Origin of the sequence: Thalassotalea euphylliae (assembly GCF_003390375.1) — a bacterium.
Taxonomy (GTDB): domain Bacteria; phylum Pseudomonadota; class Gammaproteobacteria; order Enterobacterales; family Alteromonadaceae; genus Thalassotalea_F; species Thalassotalea_F euphylliae_A.
The window spans coordinates 451,785-470,869 of the sequence record NZ_QUOT01000001.1; the positions used below are offsets into that span (position 1 = coordinate 451,785).

Genomic DNA, 19,085 nt, shown 5'->3' on the forward strand with positions numbered 1-19,085 from the left:
TTATTGGTGTAATTTTACTACATTAATAAAATTCAGGAATTCACATGACTATTAAAGTTGGTATAAACGGCTTTGGTCGCATCGGCCGTTTTGTATTTAGAGCGGCGCAAGAACGCCAAGATATTGAAATTGTCGGCATTAACGACTTAATTGACGTAGATTACATGGCTTACATGCTTAAATATGATTCAACTCATGGTCGCTTTAACGGTCAAGTTGATGTCGTTGATGGCAATTTAGTGGTAAATGGTCAAACAGTTCGTGTCACCGCTGAACGCGATCCAGAGCAGTTAAAGTGGAATGACATTGGAGCGGATGTAGTTGTTGAGGCAACAGGTTTGTTCTTAACTGATGAAACGGCACGCAAACACATTAAAGCTGGCGCTAAAAAAGTTGTCATGTCGGCACCGTCTAAAGACGCCACACCAATGTTTGTTATGGGCGTAAACCATAGCGAATATCAAGGTGAAGATGTGGTATCGAATGCTTCTTGTACCACCAACTGTTTGGCACCGATTGCTAAAGTGCTCAATGACAATTGGGGCATTACAGACGGTTTGATGACTACGGTTCATGCTACAACGGCAACCCAAAAAACCGTCGATGGTCCTTCTGCAAAAGACTGGCGTGGTGGCCGCGGTGCGGGTCAAAATATTATTCCATCTTCAACAGGTGCCGCAAAAGCCGTTGGGAAAGTGATTCCTGAATTAAATGGCAAGCTAACGGGCATGGCTTTTCGTGTGCCAACGCCAAATGTGTCAGTTGTCGACTTAACGGTCAACCTTGCTAAACCGGCAAGTTATGAAGAAATCTGCACGGCAATGAAAACTGCTGCACAAGGTGAACTAGCGGGCGTTTTGGGTTACACAGAAGACCAAGTAGTTTCAAATGACTTCATCGGAGAAAAGTGCACTTCAGTATTTGATGCTGGTGCAGGTATTGCCTTAACAGATACCTTCGTCAAAGTTGTATCTTGGTATGACAACGAAATTGGCTACTCAAATAAAGTACTCGATTTAGTTGCATACATCGCCAAGTAAACGACAGCGAAACAAGCAAGTCAAACAAAGTTAGATTTGCGCTAATTTAATACTTAGAAAAGTCGGCACTCGCCGACTTTTTTGTTAACTATTAAGCAATTATTCTATTCATCTACTATCTTCAGGCTATAGGCGAACTCGCTCGTCTTATTAAGCATTGCAAAAGTGCTTACAAAACGTTGTGAACAAAGCCAGAGAGGAAGATATGCAGAAAAACAAACCAAGCAAGGTAGCCAGTAACCAAGTAAACTCCCCTCAGCGCAAAACAAGAGAGTCACTTAAAGCTCATTCCCCTTCTTCCAATGCGACCACCACAAGAGAAGAAGAAACGATTTCGAATAAACGTACGATTGCAACGAACAGTAATGAAGCTAGCGACTTCATTGGCGCCGATAAGTACAATTATTTCACTGAAAAAGACGTCTCACTAATACTTAAAAATTTGGATAACTTAAGAGGTGAGGTCTACCCAAATTCGAATACTTCGGAAGATGAAGATCTTATACCACCAAACTTTCCCTCAGTCTGTTTAATTGGTTTGGGTCGCTGTGGCTCAAATATCGCCTTGGATGTTGCTTGCCTTGTTCACAATGCTCGTAATTACTATCTAGATGAATTTCACAACGCGCAACTGCAAGCACAAGAAAATGATAGCAAACCACTGAAATGGATTCAGCTCAGCCTTAATATTCAACCGTCTAAAGCAGTTAAGCCAGTATTCCTTATTGAGCCTTAAGTCATGCTTGGTGATCTAGACAAAGACATCGAAGGTCGTATTCGGTTCTCCTCTAAGGGTTTTGATAATAATTTCCTTAAAGATTACAACAAGCTCAAAATAATGGATCTGTCTGAAGTTCATGCGGGCGGTGCGGGCAATGCGCCTATTCTCGGACAATATTTAGCGAAAATAATACTGAATAAAAATACCGATCAATTCACTAATCAAGATTGGAAGTTTATTCACTCTTATTTAATAGATTCATGCGGTATTAAAGCCAACCAATCGCGCTTGTATTTTTACATCTTTAGCGCTGGTGGTGGCACAGGCTCTGGTAAGGCATCAGAATTTGGTTTGGCTCAGCAATATTCGTATATGAATAAAACATTCGATACAAAGTCGGAGCGGGATTTAGCCAGTCACAATCAATCGTTTGTATTTGAGCCCATTTTTACTAGCGGTATCTGTATCTTACCCAATATTTCAGATCAGTACGTCGAAACGTCGGAAGCCCTGCATATCAACGCAGGCCGCCTGTTATGCAAATATCTTTCGGAAGAATGGAATTTCTCGTACAGCATGGATAACGAAAATACATCAATTACTAACATGATACCGCTCATACGGCCTTGGAATGCAATGATGTTAATTTCCAACGACATCATGCGCTACGCCGAGCAAAACGATAAAGATGGCGGCATGCAATTTATTGATGTTAACTCGATGGAACGACACGCGAATCAATATATTAGTCAACAGATTTTCAATATTTTAACGGCGCAAGCGGTCACCACAGATTACGACGAAAATTATTTTAGACGCGCGGGTATTGATATCGGCGAAACCATTCGGCTTGACGCCAATGATTTATTTATGAGTTTGGCAGGCCCTGTAGCAATTGCTTATGCAGAGTCTGTGGTTGGAGACAGCGAACTTTCTGGTGAAAGTAAAAAGCTATTCAATGCCGATGAACAATCACTCGATATTGATGATCTTTTTTATCGCTCAATCGACCTGCCGCACTTTAATAAACAAACACAAGCCATTGAAGGCATAAGTATTTTACCTATTGAGTCTAATCAATATCGTGTCGCCCTCGAACACTATAAAAAGCATGACTACGATGCTTCAGTACTTAAAAAGCTACACTTTTATAAAAACTGCTCTTCTGTGGTTTCAATCGTATCACTGCCGAAAGACTATAAGCTTTCGTATATGGATTTAAATAAATTAAAAATGCACCTGAATAATTTATTTCCCAATACCACATTAAAACGTTACGCTCTTGTTATTGGTGCCTCTGCAAACTTGTCATTAACAACTTTAATCGCTAAAAGCCCTTGCCTAAGCGACGACTTCTTAACGCTTTTTGTTGCATATATAAAACGTTGTTTTGCAAGAGACAATTATCGATTTGACGATACGGTAGACAAGCGAATTATTGAGTTTATTAAAGCTGATGAATTCTATGTAAAAGAGGTCGATAAGTTGTTACTGGAGTTTGAAAATCCGGCCAAGATTCTCGACACTAACTGGTATGCCATTAAGCCGATGTATGAGAAGAAGTATCGGGAGCTGATTAATGACAACAAGCAGTTTACGTCAAATAATGACATCCGTTTAACATTGGATAACGTTAAAAATGCAATCTATTATTTACGCGAAATATATCGCCACCGCATCAGCAAAACAAATGTTATTTCCTTGAATAACACTATCTCAATTAGCGATATTGACATTAAGGACAATAATAGCGACTAAGCCGACACTTTTAGGCTGACCAAACAAAAAACCAGTCAATTACGACTGGTTTTTTATCTTAAAATAACTAACTTAGCCGCTATTTAACAACGCTAGCTTGTTCGACATGAGCCAAGGCTTCTTGCGCCAGCTCAGTAATTGCCGTCCAATTTTTTTGCTTAATGATGTTGTCAGAGACCAGCCAAGAGCCACCACAACATGCAACATTACCTAAAGATAAATAGTTGTTAACATTGTTTAGGTTAATGCCCCCCGTTGGACAGAACTTGATGTTAGGGAAAGGCCCACCGATGGATTTAATTGCCTTAACACCACCTGATGCCTCCGCGGGGAAAAACTTAAAGTGATCATAGCCAAAGTCAATGCCATCCATTAATTCTGAAATCGAGGATATTCCTGGAATTAATGCAATATCACCTTCATTACCCGCTTTAAGCAAATCTTTGGTTAACCCTGGGCTAATAGCAAACTTAGCCCCTGCATCTCGCGATCTTTGTAGTAATTCACGGTTAGTTACGGTGCCCGCGCCAACCACAGCATCTGGTAAATTCTTAGCAATGGTCTCAATAACCTGCAACGCAGAAGGTGTGCGAAGTGTAACTTCTAATACGTTAATATTAGCAGCCATTAGCGCTTCAGCGATCGGCAACGCATCTTCAACATGCTCGATAACAAGTACAGGCACAATTGGTCCCATTGCAAATAGCTCAGATGGCGCCAGTTGCCATTTTTTTAAATCCTTCATAATGCCTCTTTCTTATCTTGTATATCGTCTTGTAAATCGTGTTGAAGGTTGTCTTGAAGAAGGTACGCGGTTGCACCCAAAATTCCAGGCTGAGATTCAGTAATCACATAGGTAGGAATGTTTTGGTTAAAACCAGACATACGGCCTTTTTCTTCGAAACGTTGCCTAAAATCACTGCTTTTAAAATACTCTATAAATCTTGGAACTATGCCACCAGCAATATAAACTCCGCCGAAACTACCTAGCGTTAATGCTAGATTGCCAGCAAAGCTGCCAAGTGTTTTGCAAAACTGTGCTAAAGCTTGATCACATACTTCACACTCGTTTGCTAAGGCGCGAGAGGTAACATCTTGTGCGGTTAGCTCGCTCTCAACCGAGGAATTTTTACTGGCAAGCGCTTGGTATATTTGTTCAATTCCCAAGCCAGAAAGCAGCTGCTCATACGAAACATGCTGATATTTCGTCAGTAAAAATTCCAATATGTCGATTTCTTGTTTATCAACAGGCGCAAAATCGACATGTCCACCCTCGCCGCTTATACTTAACCAAGTTTCTTGCTGTTGGGCATCTTGCTCTTGAATTAGGTTTGCGACACCTAAACCAGTGCCAGGGCCACAAACAGAAATAGGCTTGTCAGCGACTGACTCGCCACCACCAATTTGAACTTTTTGCTCATCACTCAGCATAGGAATCGCGTGGGCAATTGCGGTAAAGTCATTAATAAGCAGTAACTTGTTGAGTCCAAGAGCAGATTTCAATTGTGTTTTTGAAAATTGCCAAGGTAAATTGGTCATGACCACAAGATCATTTTCGACCGGGCATGCTATTGCAAAACATGCATTGATTGTTTTACCCGACAGCTGCTCTTTTTCAATAAAATCAGCAACCACTTCAGCCAAACTTGCATATTTAGCGCATTGGTAAACAGTTAAGGCTTCGCAACAACCATCTTGCTGGGCAATGCCGATTCTTAAATTAGTGCCGCCAATATCGGCGACAATATTAACTACATTTTCGAGCATTAATGCTCACCCTCAAGATTACCGAATAGTGAACATGCGCCAGTGTCAGCTGAACTCAAGCTTTGACGCATAAAGCCAAACAACTCGCGTCCCATACCTTCATGGTGACCGTTAACATTAAACTTAGATAACGGGCGCTGCGCTAATTCTTGTTCGTCAACTAACAAGGTTAGTTCGCCTGATTCACCATCAACCATGATCATGTCGCCGTTTTGTACTTTAGCGATCCAACCACCGTCTAGTGCTTCTGGACACAAGTGGATAGCAGCTGGCACTTTACCTGAAGCACCAGACATACGACCGTCAGTTACCAACGCTACCTTAAAGCCCTTGTCTTGTAACACACCTAAAGGTGGCGTTAATTTATGAAGTTCAGGCATACCTCGTGCTTTCGGCCCTTGAAAGCGAACTACCGCAACAAAGTCTTTTTCAAGCTCACCAGCTTTGAAGGCAGCTTCTAATTCGTGTTGATCTTCAAAAACAACGGCTGGCGCTTTGATCACTGTACTGCCATCGCGAAGTGCAGACGTTTTTAATACTGAAGTTCCCATGTTACCCTTGAGCACTTTCAAACCGCCGTCTGGCTTGAATGGTTGCTCTGTGGTTGCAATCACTTCTGGATCGCCAGAAACGTCAGTACTGTCTACCCATACTAATTTGCCATTCTCTAGCAAAGGTTGCTGGGTGTAGCGTGTTAAACCTCGACCACAAATCGTCTCTACATCTTCGTGCAATAAGCCAGCACCTATTAGTTCTTTGAATAACAACGCCATACCACCTGCTTGTTGGAAGTGGTTAATATCGGCATGACCATTAGGGTAAATGCGAGTGATCAGTGGGACGGCGTCCGACAAGTCATTGAAATCTTGGAAATCAATAATGATACCGGCAGCTTTTGCAAATGCGATAATATGCATGGTTAAGTTCGTAGAACCACCGGTGGCAAGTAACGCCACAATAGCGTTAACGACAGAGCGCTCGTCAACCATTTTACCAATAGGTAAATAGTTACCTGATTGCTGTGTTAAACGCGTGACTTGGCGTGCTGCTGCTTTGGTTAACTCTTCACGTAGTTCTGTGTTCGGTGCGACAAAAGATGCACCCGGTAAATGCAAGCCCATTACTTCCACGACTAACTGGTTAGAGTTAGCTGTACCAAAGAATGTACAAGTACCAGCACTGTGATATGACGCTGACTCCGCTGCTAGTAGCTCTTCTTTACCCACTTCACCTTTGGCAAATTGTTGTCTAACGCGTGCTTTTTCTTTGTTAGGAATACCTGAAGGCATAGGGCCAGCTGGCACAAATACTGTTGGTAAGTGACCAAAGGTTAAACTCGCTAATAACAAGCCAGGGACGATTTTGTCACAGATGCCAAGCATTAACGCGCCATCAAACATGTTGTGTGACAAGCCAACGGCCGTTGACATTGCAATTACATCTCGGCTCATTAAGCTAAGATCCATACCCGGTTGACCTTGGGTAACACCATCACACATTGCTGGTACGCCACCGGCAAACTGCGCAACGCCGCCAGTTTCAGACACTGCCCGTTTGATAATCGCTGGATACGTTTCGTACGGCTGATGTGCCGAGAGCATATCGTTATAAGCCGATACAATGGCGATATCTGAGTGATTTAAGCCTTTTAGTTTGTTTTTATCTTCTTTGCCACACGCAGCAAAGCCGTGTGCTAAGTTGCCGCATGACAAACTAGCACGGTGGACCGTGTCAGACTTTGCTCGTTCAATTTTATCTAAGTAAGCCTGACGTGTAGGCTTACTGCGCTCTATGATTCGTTCGGTAATCGCTTGAATTTGGGGATTCATCATTATTCCGCCCAGTATACTTGAGTCGCAAGTGACTCATGGTGCAAAAATGCACGAATTGGCATTTGCGTCGTATCAGAGTCCGCTAGTGCTTTCTCTAATACTTCTTTCTTGCTATCGCCACAAATGTGTAAAAAGGTATTTTGACTTTGCGCTAGGTATGCGTAGCTAAAGGTAATGCGCTCGTGTGGTGCCGTTTGCGGTACCACCTTTAACAGTGGTGCGGCATCGCGTGACAAGGCTGAATGGATTTCGTTGCTGCACGGGAACAATGACGCCGTATGGCCGTCTTCACCCATGCCTAGAATCAACACATCAAACGGCAATACTGTAGTGCCTGCAGCAAGGTTTAAGTCTGAAAGTACTTCAACTGTAAGCTCGTCGCCTTGTTTGATATGGAAGAAATTAGCGTCTAATGCCTTATTTTGAAGTAGATTTTCGTGAACTAGTTTGGTATTGCTAGCGTCATCAGTAATATCAACCCAACGCTCATCGGCTAACGTTACCGTAATTTGTTTCCAAGGCAGATCCATGTTAGAAAGTGCGGTAAAAAAACCTTTTGGTGTCGAACCACCGGAAACGGCAATGCTTGCTTTACCTTTTAACTTTACTGCACTAACTAGAATTTCAGCTACTTGATCAGTAAGCGCTTGGTCTAACTTTGCGCGAGATTCAAATTCATTAATTGTATACATCTATTATTCTACCCATTGTCTATCATCACGAGCGATCAGTGAAATTGACGACACTGGTCCCCATGAACCTGCTGCATATGGTTTTGGCTTGTCATTGCTCGCTTGCCATGCATCAATAATGCTATCTGCCCACATCCATGCGGCCTCCACTTCGTCGCGGCGTACAAATAACGATTGGTTGCCATTGATAACTTCCAACATCAAACGCTCATAAGCATCAACTACGCGCTCATTTTCATACGTTTCTGAGAAACTTAAATCTAACTTATTTTCATGGATGTTCATTTGCGATGCGATACCAGGGATCTTATTCATGACCTCAAGCTCTACACCTTCATCTGGTTGCAATCGAATGGTTAATTTATTAGCAGGCAAATCAGCATAGCTATCTTTAAAGATGTTATGTGGCTGCTCTTTAAAGTGGACAACAATTTCACTGTGTTTGGCAGGCATACGTTTGCCCGTTCTCAAGTAGAAAGGAACACCCGTCCAACGCCAGTTATCAATTTCTGCCTTTATCGCGACAAAGCTTTCCGTATTGCTATTTTTATTGGCTCCCTCTTCTTCTAGGTAACCTGGTACGGCTTTACCTGCTAAGAAACCTTCAGTGTACTGGCCTCGAACCGTTTTCTCTTTAATGTTCTGGCGAGTAATGGGCAATAATGCTTTGATGACTTTTAGTTTTTCGTCACGGATGCTGTCAGCACTCAGATCGGCCGGAGGTTCCATCGCTAGTAGCGATAGAATTTGCAATAAGTGGTTTTGCACCATATCGCGCATCTGGCCAGCTTCATCATAGAAGCCCCAGCGCCCTTCAATACCGACACTTTCGGCGACGGTGATTTGGATATGGTCGATATGGTTGCGATCCCAATTATTAGTAAACAAGGAATTGGCAAAGCGAAGTACCAATAAATTAAGTACGGTTTCTTTACCTAAGTAGTGGTCAATGCGGTAAATCTGATTTTCTTCAAAATGCTTGGACACCATGTCGTTGATAACTCTAGATGACTCAAGGCAATGGCCGATTGGCTTTTCCATAACCACACGGTCTTTTGGCTGAATTAAGTCAGCTTTATGTAAGCCTTCGGTAATATCACCATAAATAGCAGGCGGTGTTGAGAAGTAATAAATACGTTCTTTATCTGTTGCTACCGTATTCGCTAAGTCTACGTAACTGTCTGTTTGCTTGAAGTCTAAACGCTGATATACCAAGCGTGCTAAGAAACGACTCAGTACCTCTTCATTTAGCCCATCTTTGACAAACTGCGTTAAGTTTTCTTTAGCAAAATCAACTAAATCTTGGTTTGAATGTTCTTGTCTTGCGACACCTACAACACGAGTGCTCTCATCAAGCAGGCCAGCTAAATCCAGTTGATAAAGTGCTGGGAGTAACTTTCTGCGTGATAAATCTCCAAGTACTCCAAATAGTACGACGTCAACTGCTGGGCTGCTTTGTGCATTTTTCATATATAAATCTCTAGTTTACATGCTGTAACTAAACTACATTTGCGGTTAATTTAGCGCTACTTATAAGCACAGTAAAGAACTTTCTGTAATTTTACTACACTTCATACGTATGTAATCGCTGCCTTAATGTGTCGCTTGTAATTATAGCAGCTGAGCAATGGCTATTAATTAAACATCGGGTTTATTTTCGACAGATAAGAGTAATCCAATGAAATATTGTAATAAATTTACATTTTTACTGTTATTTATTGAGAAAATAAATTACAGTTATCAAAAAAGATCTGGAAAAATTATATGAACATTTTAGAAAAGATCGCTAACGAGCTAGACACCTTTAGTAAGTCTGAACGCAAGGTTGCTGAAGTCATTCTAGCGTCGCCAAATACCGTTATTCACGCAAGTATTGCCGCTTTGGCTAAACAAGCCAATATTAGTGAGCCTACCGTTAACCGCTTTTGTCGCCGATTAGACACTAAAGGTTATCCGGACTTTAAGCTACATTTAGCACAAAGTTTGGCAAATGGTACACCCTATGTAAACCGACATGTCGATGAAGATGATACTGCTGATGAATATACAGCAAAGATTTTCGAGTCAACTATGGCGAGCTTAGAGTTAGCAAGAAAAAGCTTAAATACAACCGCCGTTAATCGCGCCGTTGATTTACTCACACAAGCCAACAAAATATCGTTTTTCGGCTTAGGTGCTTCTGCTGTTGTCGCACATGATGCTTTAAATAAGTTCTTCCGTTTCAACGTACCTGTTGTTTACTTTGATGATGTCTTGATGCAACGCATGAGTGCTATTAATAGCCAGCAAGGCGACGTGGTTATCGTGATTTCGCACACAGGTCGTACTAAAGCTTTAGTGGAAGTTGCTGCTCTGGCAAAAGAAAACGATGCTACTGTAATTGGTATTACTACTGACAGTTCTCCACTTGCCAAAGAGTGTAGTTTAGTGCTTTCTGTCGATGTTGCCGAAGATACCGATTTATACATGCCAATGTCTTCTCGCATTGCCCAGTTAACGCTAGTTGATATCTTAGCAACTGGTTTTACTCTGCGCCGTGGCAGTAAATTTAGAGACAACCTCAAAAAAGTTAAAGACAGTCTGCGTAGCTCAAGATTTGAACGCAAAGAATAAAAAACAGGCATACTTAGGTATGCCTTTTTTAGTAGCCACTTACACAGGATGAATCACAAAAATGCCTAGAAGAACCAAAATTGTTGCTACCTTAGGTCCAGCAACAGACGATAAAGAAACACTAAAAAAGGTACTGGCAGCGGGCGTGAATGTTGTACGTTTAAATTTCTCGCATGGCACACCTGAAGATCACATCAATCGCGCAAATATGGTGCGTGAACTATCAGCTGAGCTTGGTATTTACGTTGGTATTTTGGGCGATTTACAAGGCCCTAAAATTCGAGTTTCAACGTTTAAAGACGGTCCTATACAGTTAAACGTTGGCGATAAATTTGAGTTAGATGCCACCTTACTTAAAGGTGAAGGCACGCAAGAAAAAGTTGGTATTGATTACAAAGAATTGCCTAATGATGTGAGCAGTGGCGATGTCTTGTTACTTGACGATGGTCGAGTACAACTCAAAGTTCTAAACACTCAAGGCACATCAGTATTTACTGAAGTTGTTGTCGGTGGCCCGCTATCGAATAATAAAGGTATCAACCGCCAAGGTGGTGGCTTAACGGCGCCTGCACTAACCGATAAAGACAAAAAAGACATTAAGCTAGCGGCTAAACTAGATGCTGATTTTCTTGCTGTTTCATTCCCACGTGACGCCGCTGATATGCGAGAAGCGCGCTTGCTCGCCCAAGAAGCTGGCTGCAACGCTCGACTAGTCGCTAAAATCGAACGCGCAGAAGCGGTTAACGACGACCAAGTGTTAGATGACATTATTTTAGCGTCAGACGTGGTCATGGTGGCGCGTGGTGACTTAGGTGTGGAAATTGGCGACCCTGCCCTAGTTGGTAAACAAAAACACATTATCGCTCGTACCCGTCAGCTTAACCGTGTAGTGATCACCGCAACACAAATGATGGAAACTATGATCAGCCAACCTATGCCAACGCGTGCAGAAGTGATGGACGTTTCAAACGCGGTTCTTGATGGCACTGACGCAGTTATGCTGTCAGCTGAAACAGCTGCTGGTAAATACCCAGAAGAAACCGTAACTGCAATGGCAGCAGTATGTTTGGGCGCTGAGCAACACCGTTCAGTAAACATGTCGAGACATCGTATTGAGTTAATGTTTACTGAAATTTCAGAAACCTTAGCACTTTCAGCAATGTACGCCGCTAACCATTTAGAAGGTGTAAAAGCGATTATCGCTTTAACTGAATCAGGTCAAACATCGAAAATTATGTCGCGCATTACCTCAGGCTTGCCGATTTATTCACTCTCGCGCCATCACAAAACATTAACGAAAACGGTTATCTACCGTGGTGTTTACCCAGTGCAATTTGATTCAACCGAAAGCACAGACCAGTCGTTAACTAAAGATGTGCTAAAAGCTGTTATCAGTCACGGTGATTTTAAAGAAAACGACAAAGTCATATTCACCCACGGCGATTTAATGGAAACAGTTGGTGCAACAAATACCATGAAAGTGCTTAAAGTAACCAAGGACTTGTTAAAGCACTGAGCGGCACATCAAAACATGATGAAATAGGCTTATTGCGCTAATATTCTTTCTTTCAAAAAAGCGAGTACCTGTAACGAAGTACTCGCTTTTTTTTATACTAATTTTTTAATATTATTTTTTTATACTGATAATATAGAACTGGTGAATTTCAGCGCTGCCCTTTAGAAGCTGAATTACTGATTTAGAGGTATTGACGCCCTTGATAAGGCGAATTTTTTAGTGATAACAATCGACTTGCTAAATTGCCGCAGTGAGCTTCTAATTTGTAGTCGTCAGGGTCTAGAATATAAAGCGAATTTCCCTCACTTGTGTTTTCCTGCCACTGTTTCACATTATGTTTTGTGATTAATTGACAAAACGCATCAAATTTATCCTTCGCAATAGTAAATGCAATATGGCTTTAGTCTTTGCTTGGCTTGACTTCTCCAAGCGACAAACAAAACCACAAAGAATCAAGTGTTAGATAAGCCCCTGTATTCCATTTGACTTCCCCTTTCATTCCCAACACTTCTGTGTAAAACCGCAAAGAGCGATCTATATCACTAACAGCGATGGTGATGTGATTCAACGCACTAATCATCTGCTAAGTCGTTCAAATCGTCGATATAATCTTGTAGGCGGTTATTAAAACGATTTTTCTGCTTAGGCGTTAGACTGTGCATCATATAATAAAAGATATCGGAAAAGTTTTGATTATTTTGTGTTTGTATTGACACATACTCTTTACTTTTTAAGTCATCTGGCGAAGAGATAAGCACGGCAAACAATTGCTGATACGTTTCTTTATTTAGCTCAGGACTAAGTGCATGGCTAAAGCCTTGATACCAAGCCTGACGATACGATAACCAATGGCTATAGGTTGATTGAAACCCTTCACTCAAAACACAAAGCTGAGCTTTTTGCTCTTTATTGAGCTTACCAACCCATTTTCTGAATTGTTCTTGTTGCTCCACACATTCTTTTTTAACCCATTCATCGCGTGTCAGGTTTTGATACTCTGCCTCATACTCCTCTCTATTTTCGCGATTAGTTTCAGCGATACCTTCTAATAAATCCTGACGCTGTTCTTGATTTAGTAAGCTGGTAAGCTCAATCAGCTCTGGCTTTGCATACTCGCGCAAATTAACCCAATGAGCCCTCATTTGCTGTAAGTGCTCAGCGATTTGCTCTGGCGTAATGCCTTGGTTCACCTGCTCTTTTAGGGACGTTAATTGTTTTGCGTAAGCAGTTAATTGTGTCGCTCGGTGCCAATCATGTAATTCGCTAAACTTGGCATCAAACACTTTTTTCTGTGTTTTATTCAGAGAAACATAGTCATCTAGATACCAGTCAACCCACCAATCAAGATTGTTGTAAACGAAAGTAAAACTACAACCCGTTAAAAATAAAGAACAAAATATGACGGTTGCAAACTGTTTACCACGTTTGATGAAGCTCATCATTAACACAATCCCTCGGTATAAATTATTGATTTAACACAATCTGTGTTGAAGTTAGTTGAATTAAACTACGATAGTCAGAATACAAAGGATTGTAAACATGCGGTTATGTCAGCAAATATTTCAAAAGGCTTAGGAGTGAATAACGATGGCAACACGCGAAAAAACACTAAAGATTGGGCTACTCACTAGCGGTGGCGATGCCCCTGGAATGAACGCTGCCATTCAAGCTATCACCCTAGCGGCCGCGCACCACAAGCTTACTTGCTATGGTTTTCACCACGGTTATAACGGATTAATCAATCAAGATTACTGCATTTTAGCGCCTGATAACGTAACCAATATTATTCATCAAGGCGGTACCATCTTAAAAAGCGCTCGATGCCCAGAAATGATGACCCAAACGGGAATAAAGCAAGCTGTGAGCTGTTTAATCAAAGAGAATATCGATGCCTTGATTGTGATTGGTGGTGATGGCTCTTTCAACGGCATGTTAGCCATGCAAGATCATTGGCAGGGTAAGTTAATTGGCCTGCCTGGCACCATCGACAATGATTTAGATGGCACCGACTTTACGATTGGTTTTTCCACCGCGATTAACACCGCAATTAATGCTATTGATAAAATCCGTGATACTGCCGATGCATTCGATCGTGTGTTCGTTGTCGAATTAATGGGGCGCCATAGCGGGCACATCGCATTTAATGTTGGGGTCGCCTGTGCCGCAGAGCAAATTATTTCCTTTGAAAATTTTGACCCACTAGCGCAGGAATCTAAATTAGCCAAGATAATTGCTGATATTGAACAACAAAAGCAAAACAAAGCACACAGTTATTTAATATTATTGGCAGAGAACCTTTGGCCCGGTGGCGCTCATGCACTGGGCGAAGCTCTAAAGCAACAGGGTAATATTGATGTTGGTATTTGTGTGCTTGGTCATATTCAACGAGGTGGTTCACCCGTTGCGAAAGATAGAATATTAGCCACTAAACTTGGGGTCGCCGCAATTGAAGCGATTCTTTTAGAGAAATCCGGCATTATGATTGGCGAGTGCGAAAGCAAGATTACTCACACACCACTTACCAAAGCCATACAACATCAGAAAATAGTTAACGATGACTTAATTAATGTGTACGACAGTACTGCTAGCCACATGAGTTAGCCTGCTTTCTTAGTCTGCGAGAAACGTTGGTTTACTAGATTCTTTGGTTTATTGAGTAACGGCCTGTTTAACTTTGTCTTTATAACTGCGACTAACTTTGAGCTCTTTACCACTGTTCATCACTAAATAGTACTCGCCGTTAAGCTGGCTACAGAACTTCTGTACGTAATTTTTATTGACGATAGTCGAACGGTGGCTGCGAATAAATATTCGCGGATCAAGCAACTCTTCTAATTGCTTCATGGTTTTGCGTAAAATGTGCGTACCCTCTTCCGTATGCACACACATATAGTCGCCCGCTGCATCAATCCATGAAATAGTGTTTACGGGAACTCGGCTTAATTCGCCACCATCTTTAATTGGCAATACGTCAGAGTACTGTGAAAGTGACACTGTTTGCTTGTTAGCTAGCTCTTCCAAAATGGTGTTTTGATCGTTACCTGTCACATCGCTAACCAGTTTTACGAGCTTATTTTTATGTTCTGCGTCAGTTTTACTTTGCAAATGTTCACGAATGCGGTCCATTGCTTGAGCTAGGCGCGCGTCATCAGCAGGCTTCATTAAGTAATCAACGGCATGTACGTCAAAGGCTTTAATCGCATATTGATCAAAGGCGGTAACGAAAACCACCATGGGCATAGGCAGCCCTTGCTCTATTAGTGCGTCTATGACTTCAAAGCCATTTATACCTGGCATTTGAATATCTAGAAAAACGAGATCAGGGCGATGCGTTTTAATTGCCTCAATCGCCTCACGACCATTGCTACACTGAGCAACAATATTAATGTCATTGTGGGCAGCTAAACGAATGGCAAGACCTTTACGTGCTAACGGCTCATCATCCACTATGATGGTAGACAGCGTGGCAGTCATATTAACGTCCTATTAATGTCCAAGTTCGTAGGGAATTCTGATATTTACTTTAACACCTGAAGGCTTGTTTGAGGATACTACCAGTGAAAAATTATCTTTATAAAGCGCTGCTAAACGCTCGCGAGTATTTGCTAAACCCACGCCGTTTTCACGATGTAAATTGCCATTTTTGATCTCTGCACCAGGGCCATTATCGGCTAGCTCTACCAACAAATCATTGCCAAAGCGATTAACCGTGATAGCAATGGTACCGCCCTCTTCTTTTACTGCTATCGCATATTTAATTGCGTTTTCCGCAAGTGGCTGTAACACCATACTCGGCACTAAGGCATTAGCGCAGTCATCGGCAATATTAGTATCGACTTGCAAACGCTCTTCAAACCTTACCTTTTCGATGTCTAAATAAAGCTGTAGCGCCTGTATTTCGTTAGTTAAAGTAACTCGCTTCATTGGGTCTTTATCCAATGAATAGCGCAAGAACTCGCTAAGTTTGGTGACCATACCGTTAGCGGTATCATTTTCTTTCACCAAGATTAACGTAGAAATGGCATTAAGAGTGTTAAACAAAAAGTGTGGGTTTAACTGGTAACGCAACATTTTTAACTGTGCTTGATGGGCAGCGGTATTCGCTTGTAATACATTTTGCTTTTCTTTTTGCAGCATCTGGTAGTACTTGATGCCAAAATACAAACAGCTCCAGCTCAAAATAATGTAGAACGACCAGACACTCGATTTGGTGTAATACAACCAAAATTCAGGCTGCCAACCGTGCTTATAGATTTCCCAATAATTGATGTTTTTAATCACCTGCCAAATTACTGCGGTAATGTAAGAGCTTAAGATAACAGCGGCGACAAGCTTTATTGGTGACAAGTTCCAAGCACGACGATAAACGTAGCGCAGTGGCACAGTAAGCATCCAACCTGCATAACTGTTCAAGAAGATAACGATGACAAATAAATCACGTAAATCATGCAGCAAAGAGCCAAGGAACTGAACTAAGGCAAAGCCAAACCAGCCTGCAGTATGCAGCAGCCAGAAAAAGCGATTGCGGTTTTCAATAAGTGCTTTCCAGTTCACAAACAACGACCAACACAGGTTAATAATTTAGTTACTGTAATTATGCGAAAATAGCAGGAAAGGCGCATTACGGTTAATCGTAACTTTTTGGCACCTTGTCTCAATTTAGCCTCAATTTGGTCTCAATTTGCGCCCGCTTCAGCTCTTTTTGTATGATTTATCTTAGTTACTGTTATTCGTTGAACGCGGTTAATCGGCTTTTATTTTAGGTTAAGGCAAAATATTGAAGTATTTATGAAGTAGCTAATGCTAAACCGCAGAAAGTACCATTTTTGCGTAATTTTTTTGCTTCAAGGCCATCGCCTGATAGCTTTCTACACGGCTATTGTTAAATTTAATGCCCGTTTGCTCTAAAAACCATAACCAATTGATTACTGAAGAAATAAATACGTAACGCGTAACCTCTTCGAGATTGATTTCACGCAGTTTAGGCGAAGATTTTAAGTATTTTTTCACAGTTAACGAAGTTAAAGACAAAGGAACATTATTTATCGCCATCAACATGCCAAGTTCATATTCAATTGGCGCTATTGCCACCGATTCAAAGTCAATAATACAAGCGTCAATGTCTTTATTGGTTTGACTGACTAATAGGTTGGTGTAGTTCAAGTCTCCGTGAACAACGACAAGGTTTGCGGAATGTTGAAGTTGCCGATGTGACTTATTAGTGGCCGTGCACTGGTTTATTGAGTTTTTCGTTTCAATCTTGCTGGCTTTAACCTTGCTAGCTTTAGTTTTGATAACTTTGCTTTGAATAGAGAATAAATCAACATCATGTTGCAACGCTTTCGCAAAGGAGACTGCCTTGCTGATGAGCTGTTGATCACTTTCAGCCAGACCTATCTCCAACTTCTTGAGCTCGAAAATTAATTCACTAAGTACCGAAACTAAATCTAGCTTAGTAATATTCCTCGTATCCAAGTCGATGTTAAATGCACTGTGAAATTTGGCTAGTGCGCTCGTCGCAATTGTTAACTTTTCTTCTTCACTGAGTGTTAACTCGCTTAAAAGTGGTTTATCGATAAATTCTGAAACTAGCCACTGCCCTTCACAGTAAATAGTTTTTGGGACTAACGCTTTGCTAGTTAAAAGCTGCTGAATAAAAGCTTCTAACTTTGCAGTCTTTTTATCGCTAAAGTATTTAGCAATATAAAATTCTGGTTCAATAGCAGTATTGGGCGATTTTGAGCAAGTTGCAGGCTTATTTTCCTTGCACTTGTCCCTATCCTTTTCTGTAACGCTTACTTCAACCGCTGAGATTTTAAAAACTTGTTGGCTACAGCCCGAATTAATTTTAGTGATCTCAAGTGATTTATCCACAAAGCAATTTAGCCTAGAAAGCTCAGTATTAACGTTTTCAATGAATGCAGGTGAACTTTTGTTGCTCTTTTGTTCACTGTATTCAATTTGTTCGCTTTGTTTATTGTTCATTCCAATCGTTACTGGCATAAAGTACTAAAAACACTCAGACCTAACACTCAAGCTTGCTAGCTTTTACCTTGCACAATTTTGTTATCGACACCTGCAAAGCTATCATGACCTTCAGCTAACGCTTGATGGTTCCTTTTATATTTATCAAGCCATGTAAAGTAACCAACAATAGCAACAACCACATAGACAACAAATAGCATTGCCGTTGGCGTTAACCCTTTTTCGATATAGATATATATCGACACTAGGTCGATCACTATCCAGTACAGCCAGTTTTCAAGCACTTTTTGAGTCACCAAGTAAGTAGCATAAACAGCGAAAACCGTAGTTGCTGCGTCTAAGTATGGGAAAGTCGTCGGCGTATTGTTTGCCATGAAATAGCCCACAAGAATTGACGTGATCGAAAGCGCCAATAAGGCTTTAAGATGCTTAATTAGTGGCTGTTGATGAATAACAGTCGCCGTTTGCTCCTTGTTTTGGGCAAGAGCACCATCATTTGCTCGCACCTTACACCAACAATAAAAACCATAAATTGCCATGGCAAAATAATAAACTTGTAGCGCACTATCCATCCACAAATACACGTCATAAAAAATAATGGTATATAAAAGCGTGCTGATGAGTGCTGCTGGCCAACACAAAATATGCTCACGGGCAGCCAAAATTACGTAAGCCATTGCGGTAATCACCGCGATTATTTCCAGAACAGCCATTTGGCTAAAATATTGATAGGTTTCTTGCCACATTTTTACTTATGCTTATTTGCTTATTGTCGTATCAATCAGAGATTAGTTTTCATATTCGCGAAAGCGATCGTCGGCAATTATCTTGAGGATAAACACCGCACTGCCAACCGTTTGGTGTACTTTTTTCATTTCAGCCATGACAAATTTGAGTGTGTGATCATACTCACCAAACACCTGAGTACTCATGCCATTGGAAACGACTTTCACTTGCGCGTCTGCTTTCAGCGCATTAATAAATGCCCAAATTTCATCTTTGTAGGCCTGCTGTGCCAACGGATAAAGGCTTAAATCGATGGATATTTGCATTACCTTCTCCACTTTGTGTTCTTATTTGATGCGTTTTTTGATGTAACGGTTAAGCGCATCAAATTTTTACGTTTGATGCGCTGATCATTTTGCTTGTTACTTTGCTAAT

17 protein-coding genes and 1 pseudogene are annotated in these 19,085 nt (G+C 41.3%); 6 read left to right on the forward strand and 12 right to left on the reverse strand.

Annotated elements, in window-relative coordinates; all coding sequences use genetic code 11:
* Positions 1–44: 44 nt before the first annotated feature.
* The 3 genes from gap (at position 45) to DXX94_RS02055 (ending at position 3,519) form a co-directional block, all read left to right on the forward strand.
* Entirely contained in the window at positions 45–1,040 is a 996-nt protein-coding gene (gene gap / locus DXX94_RS02050; RefSeq protein ID WP_116013552.1) for a type I glyceraldehyde-3-phosphate dehydrogenase, read from the forward strand.
* A 205-nt stretch (positions 1,041–1,245) separates the two neighbouring features.
* On the forward strand, positions 1,246–1,776 hold the full coding sequence (locus tag DXX94_RS19435) for a hypothetical protein (protein ID WP_258872073.1): 531 nt from the start codon (positions 1,246–1,248) through the stop codon (positions 1,774–1,776).
* Between the two features lie 3 nt (positions 1,777–1,779).
* Complete coding sequence (locus DXX94_RS02055; protein ID WP_258872074.1) at positions 1,780–3,519, forward strand: hypothetical protein; 1,740 nt, start codon at positions 1,780–1,782, stop codon at positions 3,517–3,519.
* Positions 3,520–3,598: 79 nt separating this feature from the next.
* On the opposite strand, the gene DXX94_RS02060 is transcribed toward DXX94_RS02055, so the two are convergent.
* From DXX94_RS02060 to zwf, 5 genes are read right to left on the reverse strand one after another with little or no spacing between them, the layout of a single operon-like run.
* On the reverse strand, positions 3,599–4,264 hold the full coding sequence (locus tag DXX94_RS02060; RefSeq protein WP_116013554.1) for a bifunctional 4-hydroxy-2-oxoglutarate aldolase/2-dehydro-3-deoxy-phosphogluconate aldolase: 666 nt from the start codon (positions 4,262–4,264) through the stop codon (positions 3,599–3,601).
* Entirely contained in the window at positions 4,261–5,286 is a 1,026-nt protein-coding gene (locus tag DXX94_RS02065) for a glucokinase (RefSeq protein WP_116013556.1), read from the reverse strand. The genes DXX94_RS02060 and DXX94_RS02065 overlap by 4 nt, the downstream gene beginning before the upstream one ends.
* Positions 5,286–7,115, reverse strand: a complete 1,830-nt coding sequence (gene edd, locus DXX94_RS02070; protein WP_116013557.1) for a phosphogluconate dehydratase — start codon at positions 7,113–7,115, stop codon at positions 5,286–5,288. Before edd ends, DXX94_RS02065 begins: the two co-directional genes overlap by 1 nt.
* A 2-nt stretch (positions 7,116–7,117) precedes the next feature.
* Complete coding sequence (gene pgl, locus DXX94_RS02075; protein ID WP_116013559.1) at positions 7,118–7,810, reverse strand: 6-phosphogluconolactonase; 693 nt, start codon at positions 7,808–7,810, stop codon at positions 7,118–7,120.
* Positions 7,811–7,813: 3 nt separating this feature from the next.
* Positions 7,814–9,280 carry a glucose-6-phosphate dehydrogenase gene (gene zwf, locus DXX94_RS02080; protein ID WP_116013560.1) on the reverse strand — a complete coding sequence of 489 codons (1,467 nt, stop codon included), beginning with the start codon at positions 9,278–9,280 and terminating at the stop codon, positions 7,814–7,816.
* A 294-nt stretch (positions 9,281–9,574) separates the two neighbouring features.
* Between zwf and DXX94_RS02085 the strand changes: the two genes are divergently transcribed.
* Both DXX94_RS02085 and pyk read left to right on the forward strand, forming a co-directional pair.
* Positions 9,575–10,423 carry a MurR/RpiR family transcriptional regulator gene (locus DXX94_RS02085; protein ID WP_116013562.1) on the forward strand — a complete coding sequence of 283 codons (849 nt, stop codon included), beginning with the start codon at positions 9,575–9,577 and terminating at the stop codon, positions 10,421–10,423.
* Between the two features lie 61 nt (positions 10,424–10,484).
* On the forward strand, positions 10,485–11,939 hold the full coding sequence (gene pyk / locus DXX94_RS02090) for a pyruvate kinase (RefSeq protein ID WP_116013563.1): 1,455 nt from the start codon (positions 10,485–10,487) through the stop codon (positions 11,937–11,939).
* A gap of 181 nt (positions 11,940–12,120) precedes the next feature.
* Here pyk and DXX94_RS19625 read toward each other — a convergent pair.
* Both DXX94_RS19625 and DXX94_RS02100 read right to left on the reverse strand, forming a co-directional pair.
* Positions 12,121–12,519, reverse strand: a pseudogene (locus tag DXX94_RS19625) (VOC family protein).
* Positions 12,512–13,381 carry a DUF6279 family lipoprotein gene (locus DXX94_RS02100; protein WP_116013565.1) on the reverse strand — a complete coding sequence of 290 codons (870 nt, stop codon included), beginning with the start codon at positions 13,379–13,381 and terminating at the stop codon, positions 12,512–12,514. Before DXX94_RS02100 ends, DXX94_RS19625 begins: the two are co-directional and overlap by 8 nt.
* A gap of 145 nt (positions 13,382–13,526) precedes the next feature.
* On the opposite strand from DXX94_RS02100, the gene DXX94_RS02105 reads away from it, so the two are divergent.
* Entirely contained in the window at positions 13,527–14,540 is a 1,014-nt protein-coding gene (locus DXX94_RS02105; RefSeq protein WP_116013567.1) for a 6-phosphofructokinase, read from the forward strand.
* A 48-nt stretch (positions 14,541–14,588) separates the two neighbouring features.
* Here the strand turns inward: DXX94_RS02105 and DXX94_RS02110 are convergent, their stop codons facing one another.
* The 5 genes from DXX94_RS02110 to DXX94_RS02130 all read right to left on the reverse strand — a co-directional run bounded on the left by DXX94_RS02110 (position 14,589) and on the right by DXX94_RS02130 (position 18,976).
* Positions 14,589–15,413 (reverse strand): LytR/AlgR family response regulator transcription factor, encoded by an 825-nt coding sequence (locus tag DXX94_RS02110; RefSeq protein ID WP_116013568.1) that lies wholly within the window; start codon positions 15,411–15,413, stop codon positions 14,589–14,591.
* A 12-nt stretch (positions 15,414–15,425) separates the two neighbouring features.
* The gene (locus DXX94_RS02115; protein ID WP_116013570.1) at positions 15,426–16,493 is read right to left on the reverse strand and encodes a sensor histidine kinase; all 1,068 of its coding nucleotides are present in this window, start codon (positions 16,491–16,493) and stop codon (positions 15,426–15,428) included.
* Positions 16,494–16,742: 249 nt separating this feature from the next.
* Positions 16,743–17,924, reverse strand: a complete 1,182-nt coding sequence (locus tag DXX94_RS02120; RefSeq protein ID WP_181901463.1) for a phosphotransferase — start codon at positions 17,922–17,924, stop codon at positions 16,743–16,745.
* Between the two features lie 56 nt (positions 17,925–17,980).
* On the reverse strand, positions 17,981–18,670 hold the full coding sequence (pnuC, locus tag DXX94_RS02125; protein ID WP_116013573.1) for a nicotinamide riboside transporter PnuC: 690 nt from the start codon (positions 18,668–18,670) through the stop codon (positions 17,981–17,983).
* A gap of 42 nt (positions 18,671–18,712) precedes the next feature.
* On the reverse strand, positions 18,713–18,976 hold the full coding sequence (locus DXX94_RS02130) for a YkoF family thiamine/hydroxymethylpyrimidine-binding protein (protein ID WP_116013575.1): 264 nt from the start codon (positions 18,974–18,976) through the stop codon (positions 18,713–18,715).
* Positions 18,977–19,085: the final 109 nt, after the last annotated feature.